At 53.7% G+C, this 19,980-nt stretch carries 18 protein-coding genes and 4 tRNA genes; 2 read left to right on the top strand and 20 right to left on the bottom strand.

The genetic code is table 11. From position 1 onward, the window contains the following. Window positions 1-5: 5 nt before the first annotated feature. The 7 genes from mrdA to leuS all read right to left on the bottom strand — a co-directional run bounded on the left by mrdA (window position 6) and on the right by leuS (window position 7,774). Window positions 6-1,910: a peptidoglycan DD-transpeptidase MrdA gene (gene mrdA, locus JG725_RS07475; RefSeq protein WP_172289808.1), complete on the bottom strand. Its 1,905-nt coding sequence runs from the start codon at window positions 1,908-1,910 to the stop codon at window positions 6-8. A gap of 35 nt (window positions 1,911-1,945) precedes the next feature. Then, complete coding sequence (gene rlmH / locus JG725_RS07470; RefSeq protein ID WP_172289809.1) at window positions 1,946-2,416, bottom strand: 23S rRNA (pseudouridine(1915)-N(3))-methyltransferase RlmH; 471 nt, start codon at window positions 2,414-2,416, stop codon at window positions 1,946-1,948. Window position 2,417: 1 nt separating this feature from the next. After that, a complete protein-coding gene (gene rsfS / locus JG725_RS07465) occupies window positions 2,418-2,735 on the bottom strand; it encodes a ribosome silencing factor (RefSeq protein WP_172289810.1) in 318 nt (105 codons plus the stop codon). Window positions 2,736-2,906: 171 nt separating this feature from the next. Further along, window positions 2,907-3,596 carry a nicotinate-nucleotide adenylyltransferase gene (gene nadD / locus JG725_RS07460; RefSeq protein WP_199377438.1) on the bottom strand — a complete coding sequence of 230 codons (690 nt, stop codon included), beginning with the start codon at window positions 3,594-3,596 and terminating at the stop codon, window positions 2,907-2,909. Continuing rightward, entirely contained in the window at window positions 3,568-4,620 is a 1,053-nt protein-coding gene (gene holA / locus JG725_RS07455; protein ID WP_172289812.1) for a DNA polymerase III subunit delta, read from the bottom strand. Before holA ends, nadD begins: the two co-directional genes overlap by 29 nt. Then, window positions 4,617-5,177 carry an LPS assembly lipoprotein LptE gene (gene lptE, locus JG725_RS07450; protein ID WP_172289813.1) on the bottom strand — a complete coding sequence of 187 codons (561 nt, stop codon included), beginning with the start codon at window positions 5,175-5,177 and terminating at the stop codon, window positions 4,617-4,619. Before lptE ends, holA begins: the two co-directional genes overlap by 4 nt. 14 nt (window positions 5,178-5,191) lie before the next feature. After that, complete coding sequence (leuS, locus tag JG725_RS07445) at window positions 5,192-7,774, bottom strand: leucine--tRNA ligase (protein ID WP_172289814.1); 2,583 nt, start codon at window positions 7,772-7,774, stop codon at window positions 5,192-5,194. A gap of 281 nt (window positions 7,775-8,055) precedes the next feature. Between leuS and JG725_RS07440 the strand changes: the two genes are divergently transcribed. Next, a complete protein-coding gene (locus JG725_RS07440; protein ID WP_172289815.1) occupies window positions 8,056-8,538 on the top strand; it encodes a zinc ribbon-containing protein in 483 nt (160 codons plus the stop codon). 43 nt (window positions 8,539-8,581) lie between these two features. Here the strand turns inward: JG725_RS07440 and JG725_RS07435 are convergent, their stop codons facing one another. From JG725_RS07435 to miaB, 9 genes are all read right to left on the bottom strand, one after another. Continuing rightward, window positions 8,582-9,307 carry an amino acid ABC transporter ATP-binding protein gene (locus JG725_RS07435; RefSeq protein WP_172289816.1) on the bottom strand — a complete coding sequence of 242 codons (726 nt, stop codon included), beginning with the start codon at window positions 9,305-9,307 and terminating at the stop codon, window positions 8,582-8,584. Then, window positions 9,307-9,981, bottom strand: a complete 675-nt coding sequence (gltK, locus tag JG725_RS07430) for a glutamate/aspartate ABC transporter permease GltK (protein ID WP_172289817.1) — start codon at window positions 9,979-9,981, stop codon at window positions 9,307-9,309. The genes JG725_RS07435 and gltK overlap by 1 nt, the downstream gene beginning before the upstream one ends. Before the next feature lie 3 nt (window positions 9,982-9,984). Next, window positions 9,985-10,725 (bottom strand): amino acid ABC transporter permease, encoded by a 741-nt coding sequence (locus JG725_RS07425; protein WP_172289818.1) that lies wholly within the window; start codon window positions 10,723-10,725, stop codon window positions 9,985-9,987. Window positions 10,726-10,946: 221 nt separating this feature from the next. After that, window positions 10,947-11,846 carry an amino acid ABC transporter substrate-binding protein gene (locus JG725_RS07420; protein WP_172289819.1) on the bottom strand — a complete coding sequence of 300 codons (900 nt, stop codon included), beginning with the start codon at window positions 11,844-11,846 and terminating at the stop codon, window positions 10,947-10,949. Between the two features lie 501 nt (window positions 11,847-12,347). Then, the gene (gene lnt / locus JG725_RS07415; protein WP_199377436.1) at window positions 12,348-13,877 is read right to left on the bottom strand and encodes an apolipoprotein N-acyltransferase; all 1,530 of its coding nucleotides are present in this window, start codon (window positions 13,875-13,877) and stop codon (window positions 12,348-12,350) included. A 7-nt stretch (window positions 13,878-13,884) separates the two neighbouring features. Then, a complete protein-coding gene (gene corC / locus JG725_RS07410; RefSeq protein WP_172289821.1) occupies window positions 13,885-14,763 on the bottom strand; it encodes a CNNM family magnesium/cobalt transport protein CorC in 879 nt (292 codons plus the stop codon). Window positions 14,764-14,878: 115 nt separating this feature from the next. Next, window positions 14,879-15,364 carry an rRNA maturation RNase YbeY gene (gene ybeY / locus JG725_RS07405; RefSeq protein ID WP_172289822.1) on the bottom strand — a complete coding sequence of 162 codons (486 nt, stop codon included), beginning with the start codon at window positions 15,362-15,364 and terminating at the stop codon, window positions 14,879-14,881. Further along, on the bottom strand, window positions 15,361-16,416 hold the full coding sequence (locus JG725_RS07400) for a PhoH family protein (protein WP_172289823.1): 1,056 nt from the start codon (window positions 16,414-16,416) through the stop codon (window positions 15,361-15,363). Before JG725_RS07400 ends, ybeY begins: the two co-directional genes overlap by 4 nt. Before the next feature lie 183 nt (window positions 16,417-16,599). Next, a complete protein-coding gene (miaB, locus tag JG725_RS07395; protein WP_199377434.1) occupies window positions 16,600-18,024 on the bottom strand; it encodes a tRNA (N6-isopentenyl adenosine(37)-C2)-methylthiotransferase MiaB in 1,425 nt (474 codons plus the stop codon). 218 nt (window positions 18,025-18,242) lie between these two features. On the opposite strand from miaB, the gene ubiF reads away from it, so the two are divergent. Next, a complete protein-coding gene (gene ubiF, locus JG725_RS07390; RefSeq protein ID WP_199377432.1) occupies window positions 18,243-19,409 on the top strand; it encodes a 3-demethoxyubiquinol 3-hydroxylase in 1,167 nt (388 codons plus the stop codon). Between the two features lie 151 nt (window positions 19,410-19,560). On the opposite strand, the gene JG725_RS07385 is transcribed toward ubiF, so the two are convergent. From JG725_RS07385 to JG725_RS07370, 4 genes are all read right to left on the bottom strand, one after another. Next, window positions 19,561-19,635, bottom strand: a tRNA-Gln gene (locus tag JG725_RS07385). A gap of 6 nt (window positions 19,636-19,641) precedes the next feature. Further along, window positions 19,642-19,718 (bottom strand) — tRNA-Met (locus JG725_RS07380). 56 nt (window positions 19,719-19,774) lie between these two features. Next, window positions 19,775-19,849, bottom strand: a tRNA-Gln gene (locus JG725_RS07375). A gap of 38 nt (window positions 19,850-19,887) precedes the next feature. After that, window positions 19,888-19,962: transfer RNA gene (locus tag JG725_RS07370), tRNA-Gln, on the bottom strand. Between the last annotated feature and the right edge of the window lie 18 nt (window positions 19,963-19,980).

The raw sequence follows: 19,980 nt of genomic DNA, 5'->3' as shown, positions 1-19,980 counted from the left end.
GTCTGTTACTCGCTCTCGCTGCCCGGCGGCGCCGGAGGCGCGGTCGGTAATTCGGTATTGTTATCGCCTAACAGAATATGGTCAAGGATCTGTCGGGTGATGGTGCCGACCGTGGGGCCGGCGCCGCCGTTTTCCAGGATGATCGATACCGCGACCTTTGGACTGTCATAGGGCGCGAAAGCCACCATCAGCTTATGGTCGCGCAAGTGTTCGGCAATCTTGTGCGCATTGTAGGTTTCATTTTCTTTCAGGCCGAAAACCTGCGCGGTGCCGGACTTGGCCGCAATCTTGTAAGGCGCGCTGTCAAAACTTTTATGCGCCGTGCCATTCGGGCGGTTAGCCACGCCGTACATGCCGTCTTTGGCGATTTCCCAGAAACCGGAATGGATATCGCCAATCTGTTGATGCTCAGGCTGACGGTAAGGAATAATCGTCCCGTTTTCTCTGGTGCTGTGAAGCAGGTGCGGCGTTTTCACCTGTCCGTCATTAATCAGGGTGGTCAGCGATTTGTTCATCTGCATCGGCGTCGCCGTCCAGTACCCTTGCCCAATTCCCACCGGGATCGTATCGCCCTGATACCAGGGCTTCTTGAAGCGTCGAAGTTTCCATTCGCGCGTCGGCATGTTGCCGGCGCTTTCTTCAGAGATATCAATACCGGTTTTTTCACCGTAACCGAATTTATTCATCCATTCCGACAGACGATCGATACCCATGTCATAGGCGACCTGATAGAAATAGGTATCCGCCGATTCTTCCAGCGCCTTGGTCAGATTAAGCCGCCCGTGGCCCCATTTTTTCCAGTCACGAAAACGCTTTTCCGAACCCGGCAATTGCCACCAGCCCGGATCGAACAGCGTGGTGTTGGGGGTGATAACCCCGGCGGTTAAGGCTGAAACGGCAATATAGGGTTTTACCGTGGAGGCCGGCGGATACACCCCTTGCGTCGCCCGGTTGATCAGCGGGCGGTTAGGATCGTTGCGCAACTGGTTATAGTCTTTGCTGGATATGCCGTCCACGAACAGGTTGGGATCATAGCTGGGCGTGGAAACCAGCGCGAGAATACCGCCGTCGCGCGGATCGGTGACGATGACGGCGGCGCGGCTGCCTTCCAGCAGTTTTTCGATATAAATTTGCAGGTTCAGGTCGAGCGTCAGATAAATATCTCTTCCCGCCTGCGGCGGCTGTTCATGCAACTGGCGAATCACCCGGCCGCGGTTATTGACCTCGACTTCTTCATAGCCGGGTTTGCCGTGCAGCAAATCTTCGTAATGACGCTCGATGCCCAATTTGCCGATATCGTGGGTGGCGGCGTAATCAGCGATTTTTTCTTCTTTATTCAGCCGTTCGACGTCTTTATCGTTAATTTTCGAAACATAGCCGATAACATGGGTCAGCGCGGAGCCATAGGGGTAATAGCGGCGCTGATAGCCTTTGATTTCCACGCCGGGAAAGCGGTATTGATTAACCGCAAAGCGGGCGACCTGAATATCATCCAGACCGGTTTTAACCGGAATTGAGGTAAAGCGGCGCGAACGCTTGCGTTCTTTTTCAAAGCTCTCCAGATCCTCATCGCTCAGATCGATGATAGGTTTCAGCGCCGCCAGCGTTTCCTGAAGGTTATCCACCTTTTCCGGCACCAGTTCTAACTGGTAGATCGTTCGGTTCAGCGCCAGCGGAATGCCGTTGCGGTCGTGGATAATGCCGCGACTGGGCGCGATCGGCACCAGTTTGATACGGTTTTCATTGGATCGGGTACGGTAGTCATCGACGCGTAAAACTTGCAGATGATAGAGATTGGCGAGCAATACGCCGGAAAGCAGCAAAATGCCCAGAAACGCCACCAGCGCGCGGCGCACGAATAGGGCGGACTCCGCCGTATAATCACGAAAGGGTTTGCGTTCTATTTTCATCCCGCGGTTTATTTCACGTGTTTCATCGTAGCGCCTTACTCCCGATGGTAAGGATGATTGGTGGTAATGCTCCAGGCCCGATACAGACTTTCCGCCACCAGTACGCGTACCAGCGGATGAGGCAACGTCAAGGGCGACAGCGACCAGCTTTGTTCCGCCGCCGCTTTGCATTCAGGCGCCAGCCCTTCAGGGCCGCCGATTAACAGACTGACGTCGCGCCCGTCCTGTTTCCAGCGTTCCAGTTGCTGGGCCAACTGCGGGGTTTCCCACGGTGTGCCGGGGATATCCAGCGTCACAATACGGTTGCCTTTACCCACGGCCGCCAGCATTTGTTCACCTTCGCGTTCCAGAATGCGTTTGATGTCCGCATTCTTGCCCCGTTTGCCGGCCGGAATTTCGGTCAGTTCGAATGGCATATCTTTGGGAAAGCGGCGGAGATAATCGGTGAAGCCTGTCTGCACCCAATCCGGCATTTTGGTGCCGACGGCGACCAGTTGCAGTTTCATGCTAGCCCCAAAGCTTTTCCAGTTCGTATAACTGACGGCTCTCTTCCTGCATCACATGAACCATCACGTCACCCAGATCGACCACCACCCAGTCGGCGACATTTTCGCCTTCCACGCCAAACGGGATCAATCCGGCCGCTCGCGACGCCTGCACCACATGGTCGGCAATGGACGCGACGTGGCGGGTGGAGGTGCCGGTACAGATGATCATATAGTCGGTGATACTGGATTTACCCTGCACGTTCAGTGCAACGATATCCTGACCTTTTAAATCGTCTATCTTATCAATAACGAAATCTTGGAGTGCTTGGCCTTGCAAAGGTTCCCCCTCGATGGCTGCCCATCAACGTTGATGGACGCTTATTGCGCTGAATTAGGTATAGAAAGACCATTTTTCGCCGCATAATTGCAGATATTAACGGTTTTTCCCGTGATTGAAACCAGCGGCGGAGTATATCACGCAGTTCTGATGAGTGGTATAAAGCTGTGGCTACCGGTATAGCCCGTGCTCATTGATGTAGCGTAACACCGCCGGGGGCAACAGATCGCCGCAGTCGAGGCCTTGCTGTCGTCGCTGGCGTATTTCTGTGGCGGAAATAGCCACCAATGGCGTGTCGGCTAAAAAGATCAGTCCGTGGGGGCGTTGGTGCAGGGCGCGGGTGTCCTGCGTCAGGTGGGCTTCCAGCCATTGCTGTAACGCTGGCGTCGCCAGTTCCGAACGGTAGCCCGGACGGGCGCAAACCAGCAGATGGCAAACGTTGAGGATATCTTGCCAGCGGTGCCATTGATGCAGCGTCTGTAACGAATCCTGTCCGATGATAAACGCCAACGGCACGGCATTTCCTTGCTCGGCGCGCAGCGCTTCCAGCGTATCGATGGTGTATGACGGCTGCTGGCGCTGTAACTCCCGGTCGTCCACGCTGAACAGCGGATTGGCTTCAACCGCCAGTTCAACCATGCGTTGCCGTTGTTGCGGGCTGGCTTCGGGTTGCGGCCGGTGAGGCGGCACATTGTTCGGCAGCAAAACGATCTGGTTCAGCCCGACAATTTTCGCCAGCGCGCTAACCGGTTGAAGGTGTCCGTAATGAATGGGATCGAACGTTCCCCCGAAAAATGCGGTCAGAGAAGCGGGACCGGCTTGTTTACCTAAATCATTTGGGGTGGTCAAACGCGTTAACATCCAACAGGCTCTCCGGTAAGTCTTTTCCGCACAATATCATGGAGAGCGTTTCCAGCTCAGGCCAGACAGACTGACCATAGTTCTGTTTCAAAGTAATTTCCAGTTTAGCCAGCAGGCCGATGGCCTGCTGCAACTGCGCCATGCTTAACCGTTGCAGCGCCTGAGTTAATAAATCTCTGCGGTTTTGCCAGACTTTGTGCTGATCGAACAGCGCCCGCAGCGGCGCGTTCGTCATTTTCCTTTTTAGCGTAAGCAGCAACAGCAGTTCCCGCTGTATCGTTCGCAGCAGGATAACCGGTTCGCAGTCTTCTTGCCTGAGCTGATGCAAAATGTGCCAGGCGCGCTTGGCTTTGCCCGCCAGCAACGCATCGAGCCAGTGATAAGGGGTAAAGTGCGCCGCGTCGTTGACCGCGTGCTCCACGCGGGGCAGGGTGAGCTTGCCGTCGGGATAAAGCAGCGCCAGACGCTCCAGCGCTTGCGTCAACGCCAGAAGATTACCCTCATAGCAATAACAGATGAGCTGGCTTGCCGGTTCGTCCAGATCCAGCTTCATGGATTTGGCGCGGTTAGCCACCCAGCGCGGCAACTGCGCCTGCTCCGGAGTAAGGCAGTTCACATAAACGCAGTCCTGCGACAAGGCTTTGAACCAGGCGCTGTTTTCCTGCGCCTTGGTCAGCTTGTGACCGCGCAGCATCAGTAAGATATCCTGATGCAATAAACCAGACAGTTTGATCAGATTTTCAGCCATCGCGGCGTTAGGGCCGTTTTCAGGCAATGTCAGCAACAGCGTCTGACGGGTGGCGAACAGGCTAAGGGCCTGACAGGCGCTGAAGATCGCTTCCCAGTCGGTGTGAACGTCCAGCGTGAAACTAAAGTGTTCGCTGAACGCCTGCTGCTGAGCCGCTCGCCGAATGCCGTCCAGGCTTTCCTGCAACAAAAGGGGGTCGTTGCCGCAGATCAGATAACACGCGCGCAACCCCTCATGGAGTTGCGCGGCGAGCTGTTCCGGGTAAAGCCGAATCATGGACGCGCGGATGGCGGGGTGACGGCTGCCGCCGTGTGCGACTGCCGGTTTTTGATTTCTTCGCTGCCGTTAATAGTCAGCAGCTTGCGCACCAACTGGGTTGCCGCCTGCTCACGCATTTCCTGCCGGATAATATCCTGCTCGGCGTCTTTCGCCAGTGCGGTTAACGGGTTATCGAAGAATGTACGGAATACCGTTACGCTGAGCGGATAGATATCCTCATCCGGCATCAGCACCTGCGCTCTGAGCACCAATACCATTTGGTATTCCGCCGTTTTGCCATCCTGGAAAATCGAGACGGTGTCTTTGTTTTCCGAGGCGTTCAGGATCCGTAACGAAGGAATATCCTGCCGTGCGGCATCCGCAACGATGGTCACGTCGTTGAGACGCAACTGTTCACGCACCGCGCGGGTTAACGGGCCGTACGGGTCGCTGCTGTCCAGCACCAGCGTTTGTAGCTGCGCAGGCACTTGTGTCGTGCCGCGCAGATGGAAACCGCAACCAGCGGTGGCTAACACCGCCAGCCCCAGCAACAACGTGAATAGACGATGTCGCACAGCTCCTCCTTGCCTTAACCCACAACCAGGTTAAGCAGTTTGCCAGGGACATAGATCACTTTACGCACAGTGACGCCGTCCAGATATTTCGCTACCAGAGGTTCCTGGGCAGCGCGCTCACGCACCTGATCCTGAGTGGCATCGGCGGCAACGGTGATTTTACCACGTACCTTACCGTTGACCTGAATAACCACCAGTTTGGAATCTTCCACCATCGCGCTTTCATCCGCGACCGGCCAGGGCGCGGTATCAATGTCGCCCTCACCCTGCAATGCCTGCCACAGCGCAAAGCAAATGTGCGGGGTGAACGGATAAAGCATACGAACAACCGCCAGCAGGATTTCCTGAGTCAGAGCGCGATCCTGTACGCTGTCCTGCGGCGCTTTGGCCAGCTTGTTCATCAGCTCCATAATGGCGGCGATGGCGGTGTTAAAGGTCTGGCGGCGACCGATATCATCGGTCACTTTGGCAATGGTTTTATGCAGATCGCGGCGCAGTGATTTCTGATCTTCGGTTAACGTCGCCACATCCAGCGCCTGAGCCGGGCCTTTGGCCGTATGCTCGAAAGCCTGCTTCCAGACGCGTTTCAGGAAGCGGTTCGCCCCTTCAACCCCGGATTCCTGCCATTCGAGCGTCATTTCCGCCGGCGAGGCGAACATCATAAACAGACGAACGGTGTCCGCACCATATTTTTCGACCATCACCTGCGGGTCGATGCCGTTGTTTTTAGACTTCGACATTTTGCTCATACCCGCGTAGACGACTTCCCGGCCCTGGTTGTCGACAGCCTTGACGATACGGCCTTTCTCATCACGCTCAAGGGTGACGTCGATAGGGGAAACCCAGTTACGCTCGCCATTATCGCCCAGGTAATAGAACGCGTCTGCCAGCACCATGCCCTGGCACAGCAGGCGTTTGGCCGGTTCATCCGAGGTGACCAGCCCGGCGTCACGCATCAGCTTGTGGAAAAAGCGGAAATACATCAGGTGCATGATGGCATGTTCGATGCCGCCGACATACTGATCGACGGGCAGCCAGTAGTTGGCCGCCGCCGGATCCAGCATGCCCTGATCATACTGTGGACAGGTGTAACGCGCGTAATACCAGGACGACTCCATAAAGGTGTCGAAGGTATCGGTTTCACGCAGCGCCGGCTGACCGTTAACCGTGGTTTTGGCCCACTCCGGATCGGATTTCAGCGGGCTGGTGATGCCGTCCATCACCACATCTTCCGGCAATACCACCGGCAGTTGATCTTCCGGCGTGGGGATCACGGTGCCGTCTTCCAGCGTCACCATCGGGATTGGCGCTCCCCAGTAACGCTGGCGGGAAACCCCCCAGTCGCGCAGGCGGTAATTGACTTTACGCTCGCCGATCCCCAATGCCACCAGTTTGTCGGCAATGGCGTTAAAGGCGGCTTCAAAATCCAAACCATCAAACTCGCCGGAATTAAACAAACGGCCTTTTTCCGTCATCGCTTGAGCGGACAAATCCGGCTCGCTGCCATCGCTGTTCAGGATCACCGGTTTGATCGTCAGGCCGTACTTGGCGGCGAATTCCCAATCGCGCTGATCGTGTCCCGGCACCGCCATAACGGCGCCGGTGCCGTAATCCATCAGCACAAAGTTGGCGGCCCAGATAGCGACTTTTTCTCCGTTCAGCGGATGAATGGCATACAGGCCGGTAGCCATGCCTTTCTTCTCCATGGTGGCCATATCCGCTTCCGCCACTTTGGTATTGCGGCATTCGTCAATAAAGTCAGCCAGCGCCGGGTTATTAACGGCGGCCTGCTGCGCCAGCGGGTGGCCGGCGGCGACGGCGACATAGGTCACCCCCATAAAGGTATCCGGGCGGGTGGTATAGACGCTCAGTTTCTCCTGACTGCCTGCCACCTCAAAGGCGATCTCAACGCCTTCGGAACGGCCAATCCAATTGCGCTGCATGGTTTTGACCTGTTCGGGCCAGCTTTCCAGCGTATCCAGATCGTTGAGCAGTTGATCGGCGTAATCGGTGATTTTGATAAACCACTGGGGGATTTCTTTGCGTTCGACTTTGGTATCGCAGCGCCAGCAGCAGCCGTCAATAACCTGTTCATTGGCCAGAACGGTCTGGTCGTTCGGACACCAGTTCACCGCGGAGGTTTTTTTATAAACCAGACCTTTTTCATACAGTTTGGTGAAGAACCATTGTTCCCAGCGATAGTAATCGGGTTTGCAGGTGGCGACTTCGCGATCCCAGTCGTAGCCGAAACCCAGCAGCTTGAGCTGGTTTTTCATGTACTCAATATTGGAGTACGTCCACGGCGCGGGCGCGGTGTTGTTTTTTACCGCGGCGCCTTCAGCCGGCAGGCCGAACGCATCCCAGCCAATCGGCTGTAGGACGTTTTTCCCCAGCATGCGCTGATAGCGAGAGATCACATCGCCGATGGTGTAGTTACGAACGTGTCCCATGTGTAGACGGCCAGAAGGGTAGGGCAACATGGAAAGGCAGTAGTACTTTTCCTTGCCAGGTTCTTCGGTCACTTTGAATGTCTGCTTCTCTTGCCAATGAAGCTGGACGTGCGCTTCTATCTCTTCTGGGCGGTATTGCTCTTGCATGGCTGCCAGGGGTCCTATTAAGTAAAGAATGGCTACGGCAGTAGCGTGTTCTGATTCATAACTAAAGATCCGCATAGCATAGCTGATAAGCGACTGAGGCAACAACACCCTGTTCCCGCCTGAGGAATATTTCTGATCTGTGAAGCGAAAACGGATAAAAATCATTCAAATATAGGGGGAGTACCGGTTGTGAAAAGAAAATAGGCTAAAATAGAGGGGAATCGGTCAGACGCCAGGAATGGTTGCGCAACGTATTTCAACCGGTATATTCAGGAGGAAGCATGAGTAAAGTTGCCCGCTACTATCGCGAATTAATGGCTTCAGTGACGGCCCGGCTGAATAATGGCGAACGGGATATTGATGGTCTGGTACAAAGCGCCCGGGAGAAATTGCAGGAAAGCTCGGCGTTGACGCAAAAAGAAATCGAGCAGGTGATTCAGGCGGTACAGCGGGATCTGGAGGAGTTCGCACGTAGCTACGGCGAGAGTCAGGAAGAATTTACCGATAGCGTTTTTATGCGGGTCATCAAGGAGAGTCTATGGCAGGAACTGGTGGATATTACGGATAAAACGCAGCTGGAATGGCGTGAAATCTTTAAGGATGTCAGCCATCACGGCGTCTATCACAGCGGTGAAGTCGTGGGATTAGGCAATCTGGTGTGTGAAAAATGCCACCATCATATCGCGTTTTATACGCCGGAAATTTTGCCGCTTTGCCCGAAATGTTCACACGATCTTTTTCACCGGCAGCCTTTCCAGCCGTAATGGTTTGATGAAAAAGCGTGCCCTGAGGCACGCTTTCTGTACATCAGTGCAGGATTTTCGCCAGAAAATCCTTGGCTCGGTCGGACTGCGGATTATTGAAGAAATCGTCTTTCGCCGTATCTTCAATAATTTTTCCTTCATCCATAAAAATGACCCGGTGCGCCACCTTGCGGGCAAAACCCATTTCGTGCGTCACCACCATCATGGTCATCCCTTCCTGTGCCAGTTCAACCATAACGTCCAGCACCTCGTTGATCATTTCCGGATCCAGCGCCGACGTGGGTTCGTCAAACAGCATCGCGATGGGATCCATGCACAGCGCGCGGGCAATCGCCACACGCTGTTGCTGCCCGCCGGACAACTGACCGGGATATTTGTTCGCCTGAACCGACAGCCCGACGCGCTCCAGCAGTTTTTGCGCTTTGACCCTCGCTTCTTCGCGATTCCGTTTCAGCACTTTTATCTGCGCCAGCGTCAGGTTTTCGATGATGGACAGATGTGGAAACAGTTCAAAGTGTTGGAAAACCATGCCTACTTTCGAGCGTAGCTGAGCCAGATTGGTTTTTTTATCGTTAACGATGATACCGTTGACTTCAATCTCGCCTTTTTGGATCGGCTCCAGGCCATTAACGGTTTTGATTAAGGTAGACTTACCGGAGCCGGAAGGCCCGCAAACCACCACCACCTCGCCTTTCTTCACTTCCGTGGAGCAGTCGGTTAGCACCTGAAATTGGCCATACCATTTAGAAATATTTCTCAGGAAAATCATCAAACCGTCCTTTTTTTCAGGTAACTGACCAGCATTGATGCGCTAATGCTGATAATGAAATAGATAAATCCGGCAAACAGGATCATTTCAACTTGCGTGCCGTCACGTTCGCCGATGCTGGAGGCCGTACGGAAGAAATCAGCCAGGCTGAGCACGTAAACCAGCGATGTATCCTGAAACAGCACAATACCTTGCGTCAGCAGCAGGGGAACCATGGCGCGGAATGCCTGCGGCAGGATAACCAGCTTCATGGATTGCCACTGCGTCATTCCCAGCGCCAATGCCGCGGATGACTGCCCGCGTGATACGCTGAGTATGCCTGCGCGGATAATTTCAGAGTAATATGCCGCCTCAAACAATGAAAAGGCTACCATAGCCGAAATTAACCGAATATCTGTTTTCGGCGACAGGCCAAGCACATTTTGTAATAAGCTCGGCACCACCAGATAGAACCACAACAGCACCATAACCAATGGCACGGAGCGGAACACGTTAACGTACAGCTTGGCGAACCAACTGATGGGTTTTAGCGGCGAGAGCCGCATAACCGCCAGAATCGTTCCCCAGATGATACCGACGATCACGGCGGTAACGGTGATTTTTAGCGTAACCGCCATGCCTTGTAACAGGTAGGGCAGGCTCGGCCCGATTGAGCTCCAGTCAAATTCATACATGGCTTATTTGCTCCCCATATTGCCCGGCAAACGGGTTTTTTGCTCTACCACCTGCATGATCAGCATAATGATTGCGTTGATACCGACATAGGCCAGCGTAATCGCGGTGAAAGATTCATACGCATGGGCGGAGTAATCCAGCAGTTTGCCAGCCTGCGCCGCCATATCCACCAGCCCGATCGTCGAGGCGATGGCGGAGTTTTTGACCAGGTTGAGCATTTCCGATGTGAGCGGCGGAACAACAACGCGATAGGCGTTAGGCAGTAAGACGTAACGGTAGGTCTGCGGCAGCGTCAATCCCATTGCCAACCCGGCGGCTTTTTGACCGCTCGGCAGCGACTGGATGCCTGCCCGAACCTGTTCGCACACGCGGGCGGCGGTAAATAAGCCCAAACAAATCATGGACGATAAAAAGAACTGGATATTGGGGTCGAGTTCAGCTTTAAACCACATTCCGATATCGGGGGGGAGCAGTTCCGGCACCACCAGATACCAGGTAAAGAATTGTACGATCAGCGGTACATTACGGAATAATTCCACGTAGCAGGTCCCGATGGCTGAAAGAAAGCGATTGGGAACGGTACGTAAAATACCAAATAAAGATCCAACGAAAAACGCGATGATCCAGGCACAAATAGACAATGTGACTGTGACTTGCAGGCCGGACAATATCCACCCGAGATAGGTGGTGTTGCCGAATGGGGCTGCTTGCAGGAATATGCCCCAGTTCCAATCTATTGACATAACAAACTCCGGTAAAAAAAGGGTAGCGAAGCTACCCCGAAGATTGATGAGCGGCGATATACCCGTTATTTTGCAAGTTGCAGGCGTGTTGCCTGTCTTCCCGCATCTCGAAATCTATTGGGCATTAACATGCGCTGGGGAACGACCAGCGCATGTCCGTCTGTCCTGCCACGAATCAGCAATCATAGGGCAGAGCGTTCTGCCCTTATTCTCATTATTAATTAGTTTAAAGCCTTATCATTTGGCGCGCTGAACAGGGCTTTCATTTCGTCAGAAAGTTCGAAATTCAAATTGAGATCTCTTGGCGGAATGGGTTGTTTGAACCAGCGATCAAACCATTTTTCCGCTTCACCGGAGGTTTGTACTGAAGCGATGGTTTCATCGACCAGCTGTTTGAACTGAGGATCGTCTTTACGCAACATACAGCCGTAAGCTTCTTCCGACTGGGCGGTGCCGACGATATCCCACTGATCGGCATTTCTGGCTTTGGCGCGTTCACCGGCCAGCAACGCGTCATCCATCATAAAGGCCACGGCACGGCTGCTTTCCAGCGTACGGAAAGAGTCGCCATGGTCTTTGGCGCTGATGATGCGCATTTTCAACTGTTTTTCATCGTTCAGCTTATTCAACAGAACTTCAGAGGTGGTGCCGGAGGTGACGACGACGGTTTTACCCGCCAGGTCAGGGAAGTCTTTAATGCCGGAGTCTTTTTTAGTTAACAGACGCGTACCGACAACGAAAATCGTGTTGGAGAAAGCGGCCTGTTTCTGACGTTCCAGGTTATTGGTCGTCGAACCACATTCCAGATCGAAGGTTCCGTTCTGCAAGAGTGGAATACGGTTTTGAGACGTGATAGGCAACAGCTTGACTTGCAGGTTAGGCGCATCCAGTTTCGTCTTGATGGCTTCTACGATTTGATCCGAATAGGCCTGCGAGTAACCGACGACTTTTTGTTGGTTATCGTAATAAGAAAAAGGAACGGATGATTCACGGTGGCCGATAACGATAACGCCATTATCTTTTACTTTTTTCAGCGTACCCGTCAGTTCTTCGGCCTGAGCCGCCAGGCTGGCTGTGGTGCCGAGCAGAAGCAGTGATAGTGCCAGTTTACGCATTTGCATGTTCTAACTCCTTTGCTGTAGTTATGGCGCTGTAATTGTGGATCTGTAGTTGTATAGCTAAAATCGTGCCGCTAAATCAATGCTGACGTTCTGCTACTTCCGCGGTACCAAAATCATGCACCGCTAAAGAGCGACGTAACGATGTATACTGTTAAAAAGTAGCTTATTGTAAATAAATTGATGTCGAAATGTTTGTTTTTTGCGAGTCACTCCGCACCAAATGGCGGCAATAAAGTCCATATGCACAAACATGGTGCAGCGTTTGCTCTGAAAGCGTGCTTTTTCAGTGCGAAACGGCAAAAAACGTTGAGACAATCATTTACAATAATAGAAATAAGCAAAACACATGCCAGTTAATAACAATACCTGATAGGCATCAAGGCGCGACCAGTCGGCGACTGAGCGATTCCGCCGTCGCGTGAAAGGGGAACGACGGAGGTGACTTGGAAAATGAAAGCATAAAGGCATGCGTTAACATGCCTTGAGTGGGGGGAGAAGAGGCTAACGGCGGCGCAGGCTGAAGATAATGGCGAAAAAGCCGCCGAGCAGGCTAATCGCCCACAGCGGCCAGGAACCGAAACGCGCATAGGGCGTAAGCCCGGAAGTGGGAACGATGCGGGTATCCAGTACCGCGCGGGTAAACTGCGGCAGGCTGGCGCTGATTTCGCCGTCAGGCGCGATCACCGCGGTCACGCCATTGTTGGTGCCGCGAATCAACGGGCGGCCTAATTCCAGCGCGCGCATCCGCGCCATCTGGAAGTGCTGCCACGGTCCGATAGAGTGACCGAACCAGGCGTCGTTCGAAATGGTTAACAGCATATCGGTGTCTTCACGGAAGTTATCCCGCATTTGCTGGCCCAGAATAATTTCATAACAGATGGCTGGCGTCAGCTTATAGCCGTTAACATTCAACTGTGGTTGGAGATAATTGCCGCGGCTGAAAGAGGACATCGGCAAATCGAAAAGCGGAGCGATCGGGCGCAGCAGCGTCTCCAGCGGGACAAACTCGCCGAACGGCACCAGATGATGTTTGTTGTAACGGTTACTGGTCGGGTAGCGGTACGGGGTTTGGTCACCCAGCACGATAATGCTGTTGTAATAGTCATACTGCGCGCCATTGCGACGCGTATCAACAATGCCGGTGACCAGACTGCTATTGCGGCGGCGCAGCAGCTCATCAACCTGGGTAAGATAAGCTCCCTGATGGTTTTCGACATCGGGAACGGCTGATTCAGGCCAGATAATAATCGAGGCTTTATCTGCATAAGGCAGGGTGTTGTTCAGATAAACGTTTAGCGTGTTGCGTAACTGATCCGGATCCCACTTCAACGCCTGAGGAATATTTCCCTGTACCAGGGCTACATTCACCTCGCGTTCAGGCAGCGGGGTGAACCACTGAATATTACGCAGCGGCCATGGCAGCGCCAGCAGCGCAAGGGCGATGACCGCCGGCCCGATCCTGCGCTGATGCAGCGCGAAAGTCAGCAAGCCGCTGATGCTCACCAGTAGGAAAGTAATGGCATCGACACCCAGAATCGGCGCAATGCCTTTCAGCGGCCCGTTAATCTGGCTGTAACCAAACTGGAGCCACGGAAAACCGGTGAGCACCCATCCGCGCAGAAATTCAGTCACCTGCCATAGCACCGGCGCGGCAATCGCTAACCGCCACCAGGTGGTTTTAGGCCACACGCGTGAGAGCAGCGCGGAGAAGAGCAAAGGATAGAGCGCCAGATAGGCGGCCAGCAGTATCACCAGCGCGATATTGATCGGCCCGGGCATGCCGCCAAACTGCGCGATGCTGACATAGACCCAGTTTACCCCGCTGCCGAACAGGCCGAATCCCCAACTGAAACCAAGCCAGGCTGACTGGCGCACCGTGCGATTCAGCGTCAGCGCCTGCAATCCCATCAAGGAAATCAGCGCGGCCGGCCAGAAATCAAAGGGAGAAAACGCCAGCGTGCCGAAAGCGCCGAGCAAGAGCGCCAGCAGGGCGCGAACCTGCTGGCGTTGAAGTAGAGAGGCTACAGCCATTGTTGATTCAGTCTTCCAAATGCGGTTGAGGCGAATGGTCAGGGATCCTGACGTGTACCTGAATGATACGGCGGCTGTCGGCCATGGCGACTTTAAATAGGTAACCTTCTATTTCAATGGTTTCCCCACGGGCGGGCAGATGCCCGAAAGACTGCATGATTAAACCGCCAATGGTGTCAACCTCTTCGTCGCTGAACTGGGTGCCGAACGCCTCATTGAAGTCTTCAATATCGGTGAGCGCGCGCACCGTGTAGGTATGGCGGTTAAGCTGACGGATATCCCGGTCTTCTTCGTCGTCGTATTCGTCTTCAATTTCACCGACGATCAATTCAAGAATGTCTTCAATGGTGACCAGACCGGAGACGCCGCCAAATTCGTCAATCACGATGGCCATATGGTAACGCAGGGAGCGGAATTCGTTCAGCATCCGGTCAACGCGCTTGCTCTCGGGCACCACTACGGCGGAGCGGAGCACTTTATCCATGCTGAACGGTTCAGAATTGCTGCGCATAAAAGGCAGCAAGTCTTTGGCCATCAGAATGCCTTCGATATGATCTTTATCTTCGCTGATGACCGGAAAACGGGAATGCGCGGATTCGATAATGACATCCAGGCACTCTTCCAGCGTTTGATTGTGTTTCAGGGTAATCATCTGCGAACGTGGGATCATGATGTCACGCACGCGCTGTTCAGCGATATCCATTACGCCTTCAAGCATATCGCGGGTTTCCGGATCAATCAGTTCGTTCTGTTCCGAATCACGGATGAGCGTCAGCAGATCGTTACGATCTTTGGGTTCGCCATGAAAAAGCTGATTGAGAATAAGAGAAAAGAAACCCTTCTTGGGACTGGGGCTATCGCTGTTTTGAGAATGGTCGTCGCTCATGGCGTTTTAATAATATCACTCATGTTAATGAATAATTATCAGCAGGTTGGAAATCAACGTGGTGCAGCCTGACTGACGTGGAAAATGGCTATTGGGTAAAAACAGAATTATCTATTTATTCGTATTCGGCAAGGTTATCTTTTTCTGCAAGATAGGGATCGGAATACCCCATACTCTGCATAATCTCCGTTTCCAGCGCTTCCATTTCTTCCGCTTCGCCGTCTTCGATATGATCATAACCTAGCAGATGCAGACTACCATGGACAACCATATGTGCCCAGTGCTCCTCCAGCGTCTTTTGTTGTTCAGCCGCTTCCTGTTCAACCACCTGGCGACAAATGATTAAATCGCCCAACAGCGGCAGTTCAACTTCCGGCGGCGCCTCAAACGGAAAGGACAGCACGTTGGTCGGCTTGTCTTTACCCCGATAGGTGTGATTCAGGTGGTGGCTTTCCGCTTCGTCGACGATACGGATCGTCACCTCCGCAACCGCCTGAAACTGGGGCAACACCCCTTCCAGCCAGCGTTGGAAATCCTTTTCGTCAGGTAATCCCTGACGCGGTTCGCTGGCGATTTGTAAATCGAGAATGACCTGACTCATTTGTGTTCCTGTTCTGACGCCGCCTGTGCTTCGCGCTTACGCTGTTCCGCCAGGGCATCTTTGCGTTTCTGATCGGCAAGCTCCCAGGCTTCATAAGCATTGACAATCTGTGCGACGACCGGGTGGCGCACTACATCTTCGCTGTTGAAGAAGTTAAAGCTGATTTCCTCGACTTCGGCCAGCACTTCAATGGCATGACGCAGGCCCGATTTCTGGTTACGCGGCAAATCAATCTGCGTGACGTCGCCGGTGATCACCGCTTTGGAGTTAAAACCGATGCGGGTCAGGAACATTTTCATTTGTTCAATGCTGGTATTCTGGCTTTCATCCAGAATAATAAATGCATCGTTCAAGGTACGGCCACGCATGTAAGCCAGGGGCGCGACTTCGATCACATTACGTTCGATCAGCTTTTCGACCCGCTCGAACCCCAACATTTCAAACAGCGCGTCATACAGCGGACGCAGATAAGGATCGACCTTCTGGCTCAGATCGCCGGGCAGAAACCCCAGCTTTTCCCCGGCTTCAACGGCGGGACGCGTCAGCAAAATACGGCGTATTTCCTGACGTTCAAGCGCATCAACCGCCGCCGCCACGGCCAGATAGGTTTTCCCCGTACCCGCCGGGCCTACGCCAAAGGTAATGTCGTGGTCGAGCACATTGGCAATATATTGCGCCTGATTGGGCGTACGCGGTTTAATCACGCCACGTTTGGTACGGATGTTAATCGCCTTACCGTAATCCGGCACGCTTTCGGCCGATTGTTCCAGCACGCGCGATTCTTTAATCGCGAGGTGAATTTGCTCGGGTTCAATGTCGCCAATCGCGCCGCGTACCGGCGCGGTATCAACATACAGACGTTGCAGGATATCGGCGGCGGCCTCGACGCAAAGCGCTTTGCCTGACAGCTTGAATGTATTATCCCGCCGGTTGATTTCGATGCCTAAACGGCGCTCCAGTTGTTTTATGTTGTCGTCAAACGGGCCGCAGAGGCTGAGCAGACGATGGTTGTCTGCGGGTTCAAGGGCAATTTCTTTTGTCGTTAGGTTCAAATTATTCCTCTTGGGGTTATCAGACCGGTATCGGATTGCGCGATTTTTTATGCGCCATATTCATGAATTATTTATCGCTAATGACAATTGGCGCAAGTCGCAATACCGATATTGGGGTAGCTATTCGCAAAAAAAGGGTGGCAATGCCACCCATAATCAAGATGTCGTCCGGTGTGACGTCAATTAAGGCTGGTAGATGCCAACCCCGATTTCGTTCTCTTTACGGGTACGCGCGATGACGTCGGAAGGGGACTCATGAACGCGTAGATTCATCTGGTCTTCGGTACGCACCACGATACCGCGTAATGAGTTGGGGTAAACGTCAACGATTTCCACATCGACGAATTTACCGATCATGTCGGGCGTGCCTTCAAAGTTGACCACGCGGTTGTTCTCCGTGCGGCCGGACAGCTCCATCACGCTCTTACGCGATGTGCCTTCCACCAGAATACGCTGAATGGTTCCCTGCATACGACGGCTGTATTGCATTGCCTGCTGGCTGATACGCTCTTGCAGGATGTACAGACGCTGTTTTTTCTCTTCTTCAGGAACATCGTCGACCATGTCCGCCGCCGGCGTGCCCGGGCGCGCGGAATAAATAAAGCTAAAGCTCATGTCGAAATTCACATCGGCAATCAGCTTCATGGTTTGTTCAAAGTCGGCCTGGGTTTCGCCGGGGAAACCGATAATAAAGTCAGAGCTTATCTGAATTCCGGGGCGCGCGTTGTGCAGCTTGCGGATAATCGACTTGTATTCGAGCGCGGTATGACGACGTTTCATCATGGTCAACACGCGATCGGAGCCGCTTTGCACCGGCAAGTGCAGGAAGCTCACCAGTTCCGGCGTATCTTCGTAAACGCTGATGATGTCGTCGGTAAATTCAATCGGGTGACTGGTGGTGAAACGAATGCGGTCGATACCGTCAATGGCCGCCACCAGACGCAGCAGTTCCGCGAATGAACAGATGTCGCCGTTGTAGGTGGCGCCGCGGTAAGCGTTGACGTTCTGCCCCAGCAGGTTCACTTCGCGTACGCCTTGTTCCGCCAATTGCGCGATTTCAAACAGCACGTCATCGCACGGGCGGCTGACTTCTTCGCCGCGCGTATAGGGCACAACGCAGAAGGTACAGTATTTATTACAGCCTTCCATAATGGAGACGAACGCCGTCGGGCCTTCGGCTTTCGGCTCCGGCAGGCGGTCAAACTTCTCAATTTCAGGGAAGCTGATGTCCACGACCGGGCTGCGGGTGCCCTGGACGTGATTAATCATTTCCGGCAGACGGTGTAATGTCTGAGGGCCGAAAATCACATCGACATAGTGCGCGCGTTCGCGGATGTGCGCGCCTTCCTGTGAAGCCACACAGCCACCGACGCCGATAATCAGATTCGGGTTGATATCTTTCAGCGCTTTCCAGCGGCCAAGTTGATGGAAGACCTTCTCCTGCGCTTTTTCACGGATAGAACAGGTATTCAGCAGCAAAACATCGGCCTCTTCCGCGACCTCGGTTAGTTCATAACCGTGCGTACTTCCCAGTAAGTCAGCCATCTTGGATGAATCGTATTCATTCATCTGACAGCCCCAGGTTTTAATATGCAGTTTTTTTGTCATCGACTTGCCATTACTCAGTGCGGGTAAGAAAGCTTTCCCTTTACTCGGGGCGCGTATTGTAATCTTTTGCCGCCGTGGTGACCAGCGTCCACAAACTTTACGTTTTTATAAACGCCTTCGCATTTATTAAACCCGGCTTGGGTGAAATAGTCGGTTGAAATCCAGTACACTGTTTTTATCGCTGTTGATAAGCATAGCCGGATAGGGACAAAACCAGAATGCATTATGATGTGATCGTCGTCGGGGGCGGCATGGTGGGGGCCGCTGCGGCACTGGGGCTGGCCCGGAACGGGTTTCGGGTGGCCGTGATTGAACATGAACAGCCTGCGCCGTTTGATGCGGCCAGTCCGCCTGACCTGCGCATTTCGGCGATCGGGTATGCGTCCGTCGCCCTGTTAAAGCAATTGGGCGCCTGGCAACGGGTTCAGCAGATGCGTAGCGCGCCCTATCGCCGTTTGGAAACCTGGGAATGGGATAATGCCCGCGTGGTGTTTGACGCGGCGGATATCCCTTTGCCCGAGCTGGGTTTTATGGTTGAGAACCGGGTATTGCAACTGGCGCTCTGGTCATGTCTGCGTGAAGTGGAACAGTGCCAATGCTATTGTCCGGCCAATTTGAAAAGCCTGCGACAGACGGAAGAAGGCTGGAGCGTTCAGCTTGATGATGGGCAGCGCCTGACGGCGCAACTGGTGATCGGCGCTGACGGGGCTAATTCCCAGGTACGGCGTCAGGCGGGGATCGGCATCCGGGGTTGGCAATATCGTCAGTCCTGTATGTTGATAAGCGTTGAGATGCCATCGCCGCAGCAGGATGTTACCTGGCAACAATTTACGCCGGCCGGCCCGCGTGCGTTTTTGCCGCTGTTTGACCGCTGGGGATCGCTGGTATGGTATGACAGCCCTCAGAAGATCCGTCAGCTCCAGGCTATGCCGTTAACACAGTTGGACAAAGAGATTGCGGCTGCCTTCCCGGCGCGTCTGGGAGCGGTTAAATCGCTGTCTGCCGGTTCGTTTCCGCTGGTGCGGCGTCATGCGCAACGGTATGTTCAGCAGGGGGTGGCATTGCTGGGGGATGCGGCCCATACGATCAATCCGCTGGCGGGGCAGGGGGTGAATCTCGGCTACCGGGATGTGGAAGCTTTGCTGGATGTGCTGAACAATGCCCGGGATGCCGGCGAGAGCTGGCATTCAGAGTCTGTATTACGTCGTTACCAGTGTCGTCGCATGCCTGATAATCTGCTGATGCAAAGCGGGATGGACTTGTTTTACTACGCTTTCAGTAATGCGTTGCCGCCGGTGAGCCTGATCCGCAATCTGGCCTTGATGGCCGCGCAGCGGGCCGGAAAATTAAAGCAGCAGGCGCTGAAATATGCCATCGGGGTTTGATGACGTCTCTGTTGCCGCGCCGTGTCGCACGGCGTGATACCGGGGAGATTTCAAGCGCGGCCAACGTCGCTGCAACCAGAAAGAGGAAGGTCGTACAAGAGTCAGCCGATATTCGGATATAAAAAAGCCCGCGTTAGCGGGCTTCTCTATTTGGCTGGGGTACCAGGATTCGAACCTGGGAATGCCGGAATCAGAATCCGGTGCCTTACCGCTTGGCGATACCCCAAAAATGTGGTGGCTACGACGGGAATCGAACCTGTGACCCCAGCATTATGAGTGCTGTGCTCTAACCAGCTGAGCTACGTAGCCAAATCGTACTGCCATTTTTGTTATATTACAACAAAAATCTTTAAACATCAAATAGATGGCTGGGGTACCTGGATTCGAACCAGGGAATGCTGGTATCAAAAACCAGTGCCTTACCGCTTGGCGATACCCCAATTGTGCAATTACTTTTTCAGCATTACCCGCTTAAATATGGCTGGGGTACCAGGATTCGAACCTGGGAATGCTGGTATCAAAAACCAGTGCCTTACCGCTTGGCGATACCCCAATACAGGATTCATGCTTA

Origin of the sequence: Brenneria sp. L3-3C-1 (assembly GCF_016456245.1) — a bacterium.
Taxonomy (GTDB): Bacteria; Pseudomonadota; Gammaproteobacteria; order Enterobacterales; family Enterobacteriaceae; genus Brenneria.
The sequence above is the reverse complement of the archived record's forward strand: the minus strand, read 5'-3'. Positions and strand labels throughout refer to the sequence as shown.

Coding starts and splice junctions, on each gene's coding strand:
- mrdA (WP_172289808.1), bottom strand. CDS start 1,910: ATGAAAATAGAACGCAAACCCTTTCGTGATTATACGGCGGAGTCCGCC.
- rlmH (WP_172289809.1), bottom strand. CDS start 2,416: ATGAAACTGCAACTGGTCGCCGTCGGCACCAAAATGCCGGATTGGGTG.
- nadD (WP_199377438.1), bottom strand. CDS start 3,596: ATGTTAACGCGTTTGACCACCCCAAATGATTTAGGTAAACAAGCCGGT.
- holA (WP_172289812.1), bottom strand. CDS start 4,620: ATGATTCGGCTTTACCCGGAACAGCTCGCCGCGCAACTCCATGAGGGG.
- leuS (WP_172289814.1), bottom strand. CDS start 7,774: ATGCAAGAGCAATACCGCCCAGAAGAGATAGAAGCGCACGTCCAGCTT.
- JG725_RS07440 (WP_172289815.1), top strand. CDS start 8,056: ATGAGTAAAGTTGCCCGCTACTATCGCGAATTAATGGCTTCAGTGACG.
- JG725_RS07435 (WP_172289816.1), bottom strand. CDS start 9,307: ATGATTTTCCTGAGAAATATTTCTAAATGGTATGGCCAATTTCAGGTG.
- gltK (WP_172289817.1), bottom strand. CDS start 9,981: ATGTATGAATTTGACTGGAGCTCAATCGGGCCGAGCCTGCCCTACCTG.
- JG725_RS07425 (WP_172289818.1), bottom strand. CDS start 10,725: ATGTCAATAGATTGGAACTGGGGCATATTCCTGCAAGCAGCCCCATTC.
- JG725_RS07420 (WP_172289819.1), bottom strand. CDS start 11,846: ATGCAAATGCGTAAACTGGCACTATCACTGCTTCTGCTCGGCACCACA.
- lnt (WP_199377436.1), bottom strand. CDS start 13,877: ATGGCTGTAGCCTCTCTACTTCAACGCCAGCAGGTTCGCGCCCTGCTG.
- corC (WP_172289821.1), bottom strand. CDS start 14,763: ATGAGCGACGACCATTCTCAAAACAGCGATAGCCCCAGTCCCAAGAAG.
- ybeY (WP_172289822.1), bottom strand. CDS start 15,364: ATGAGTCAGGTCATTCTCGATTTACAAATCGCCAGCGAACCGCGTCAG.
- miaB (WP_199377434.1), bottom strand. CDS start 18,024: ATGACAAAAAAACTGCATATTAAAACCTGGGGCTGTCAGATGAATGAA.
- ubiF (WP_199377432.1), top strand. CDS start 18,243: ATGCATTATGATGTGATCGTCGTCGGGGGCGGCATGGTGGGGGCCGCT.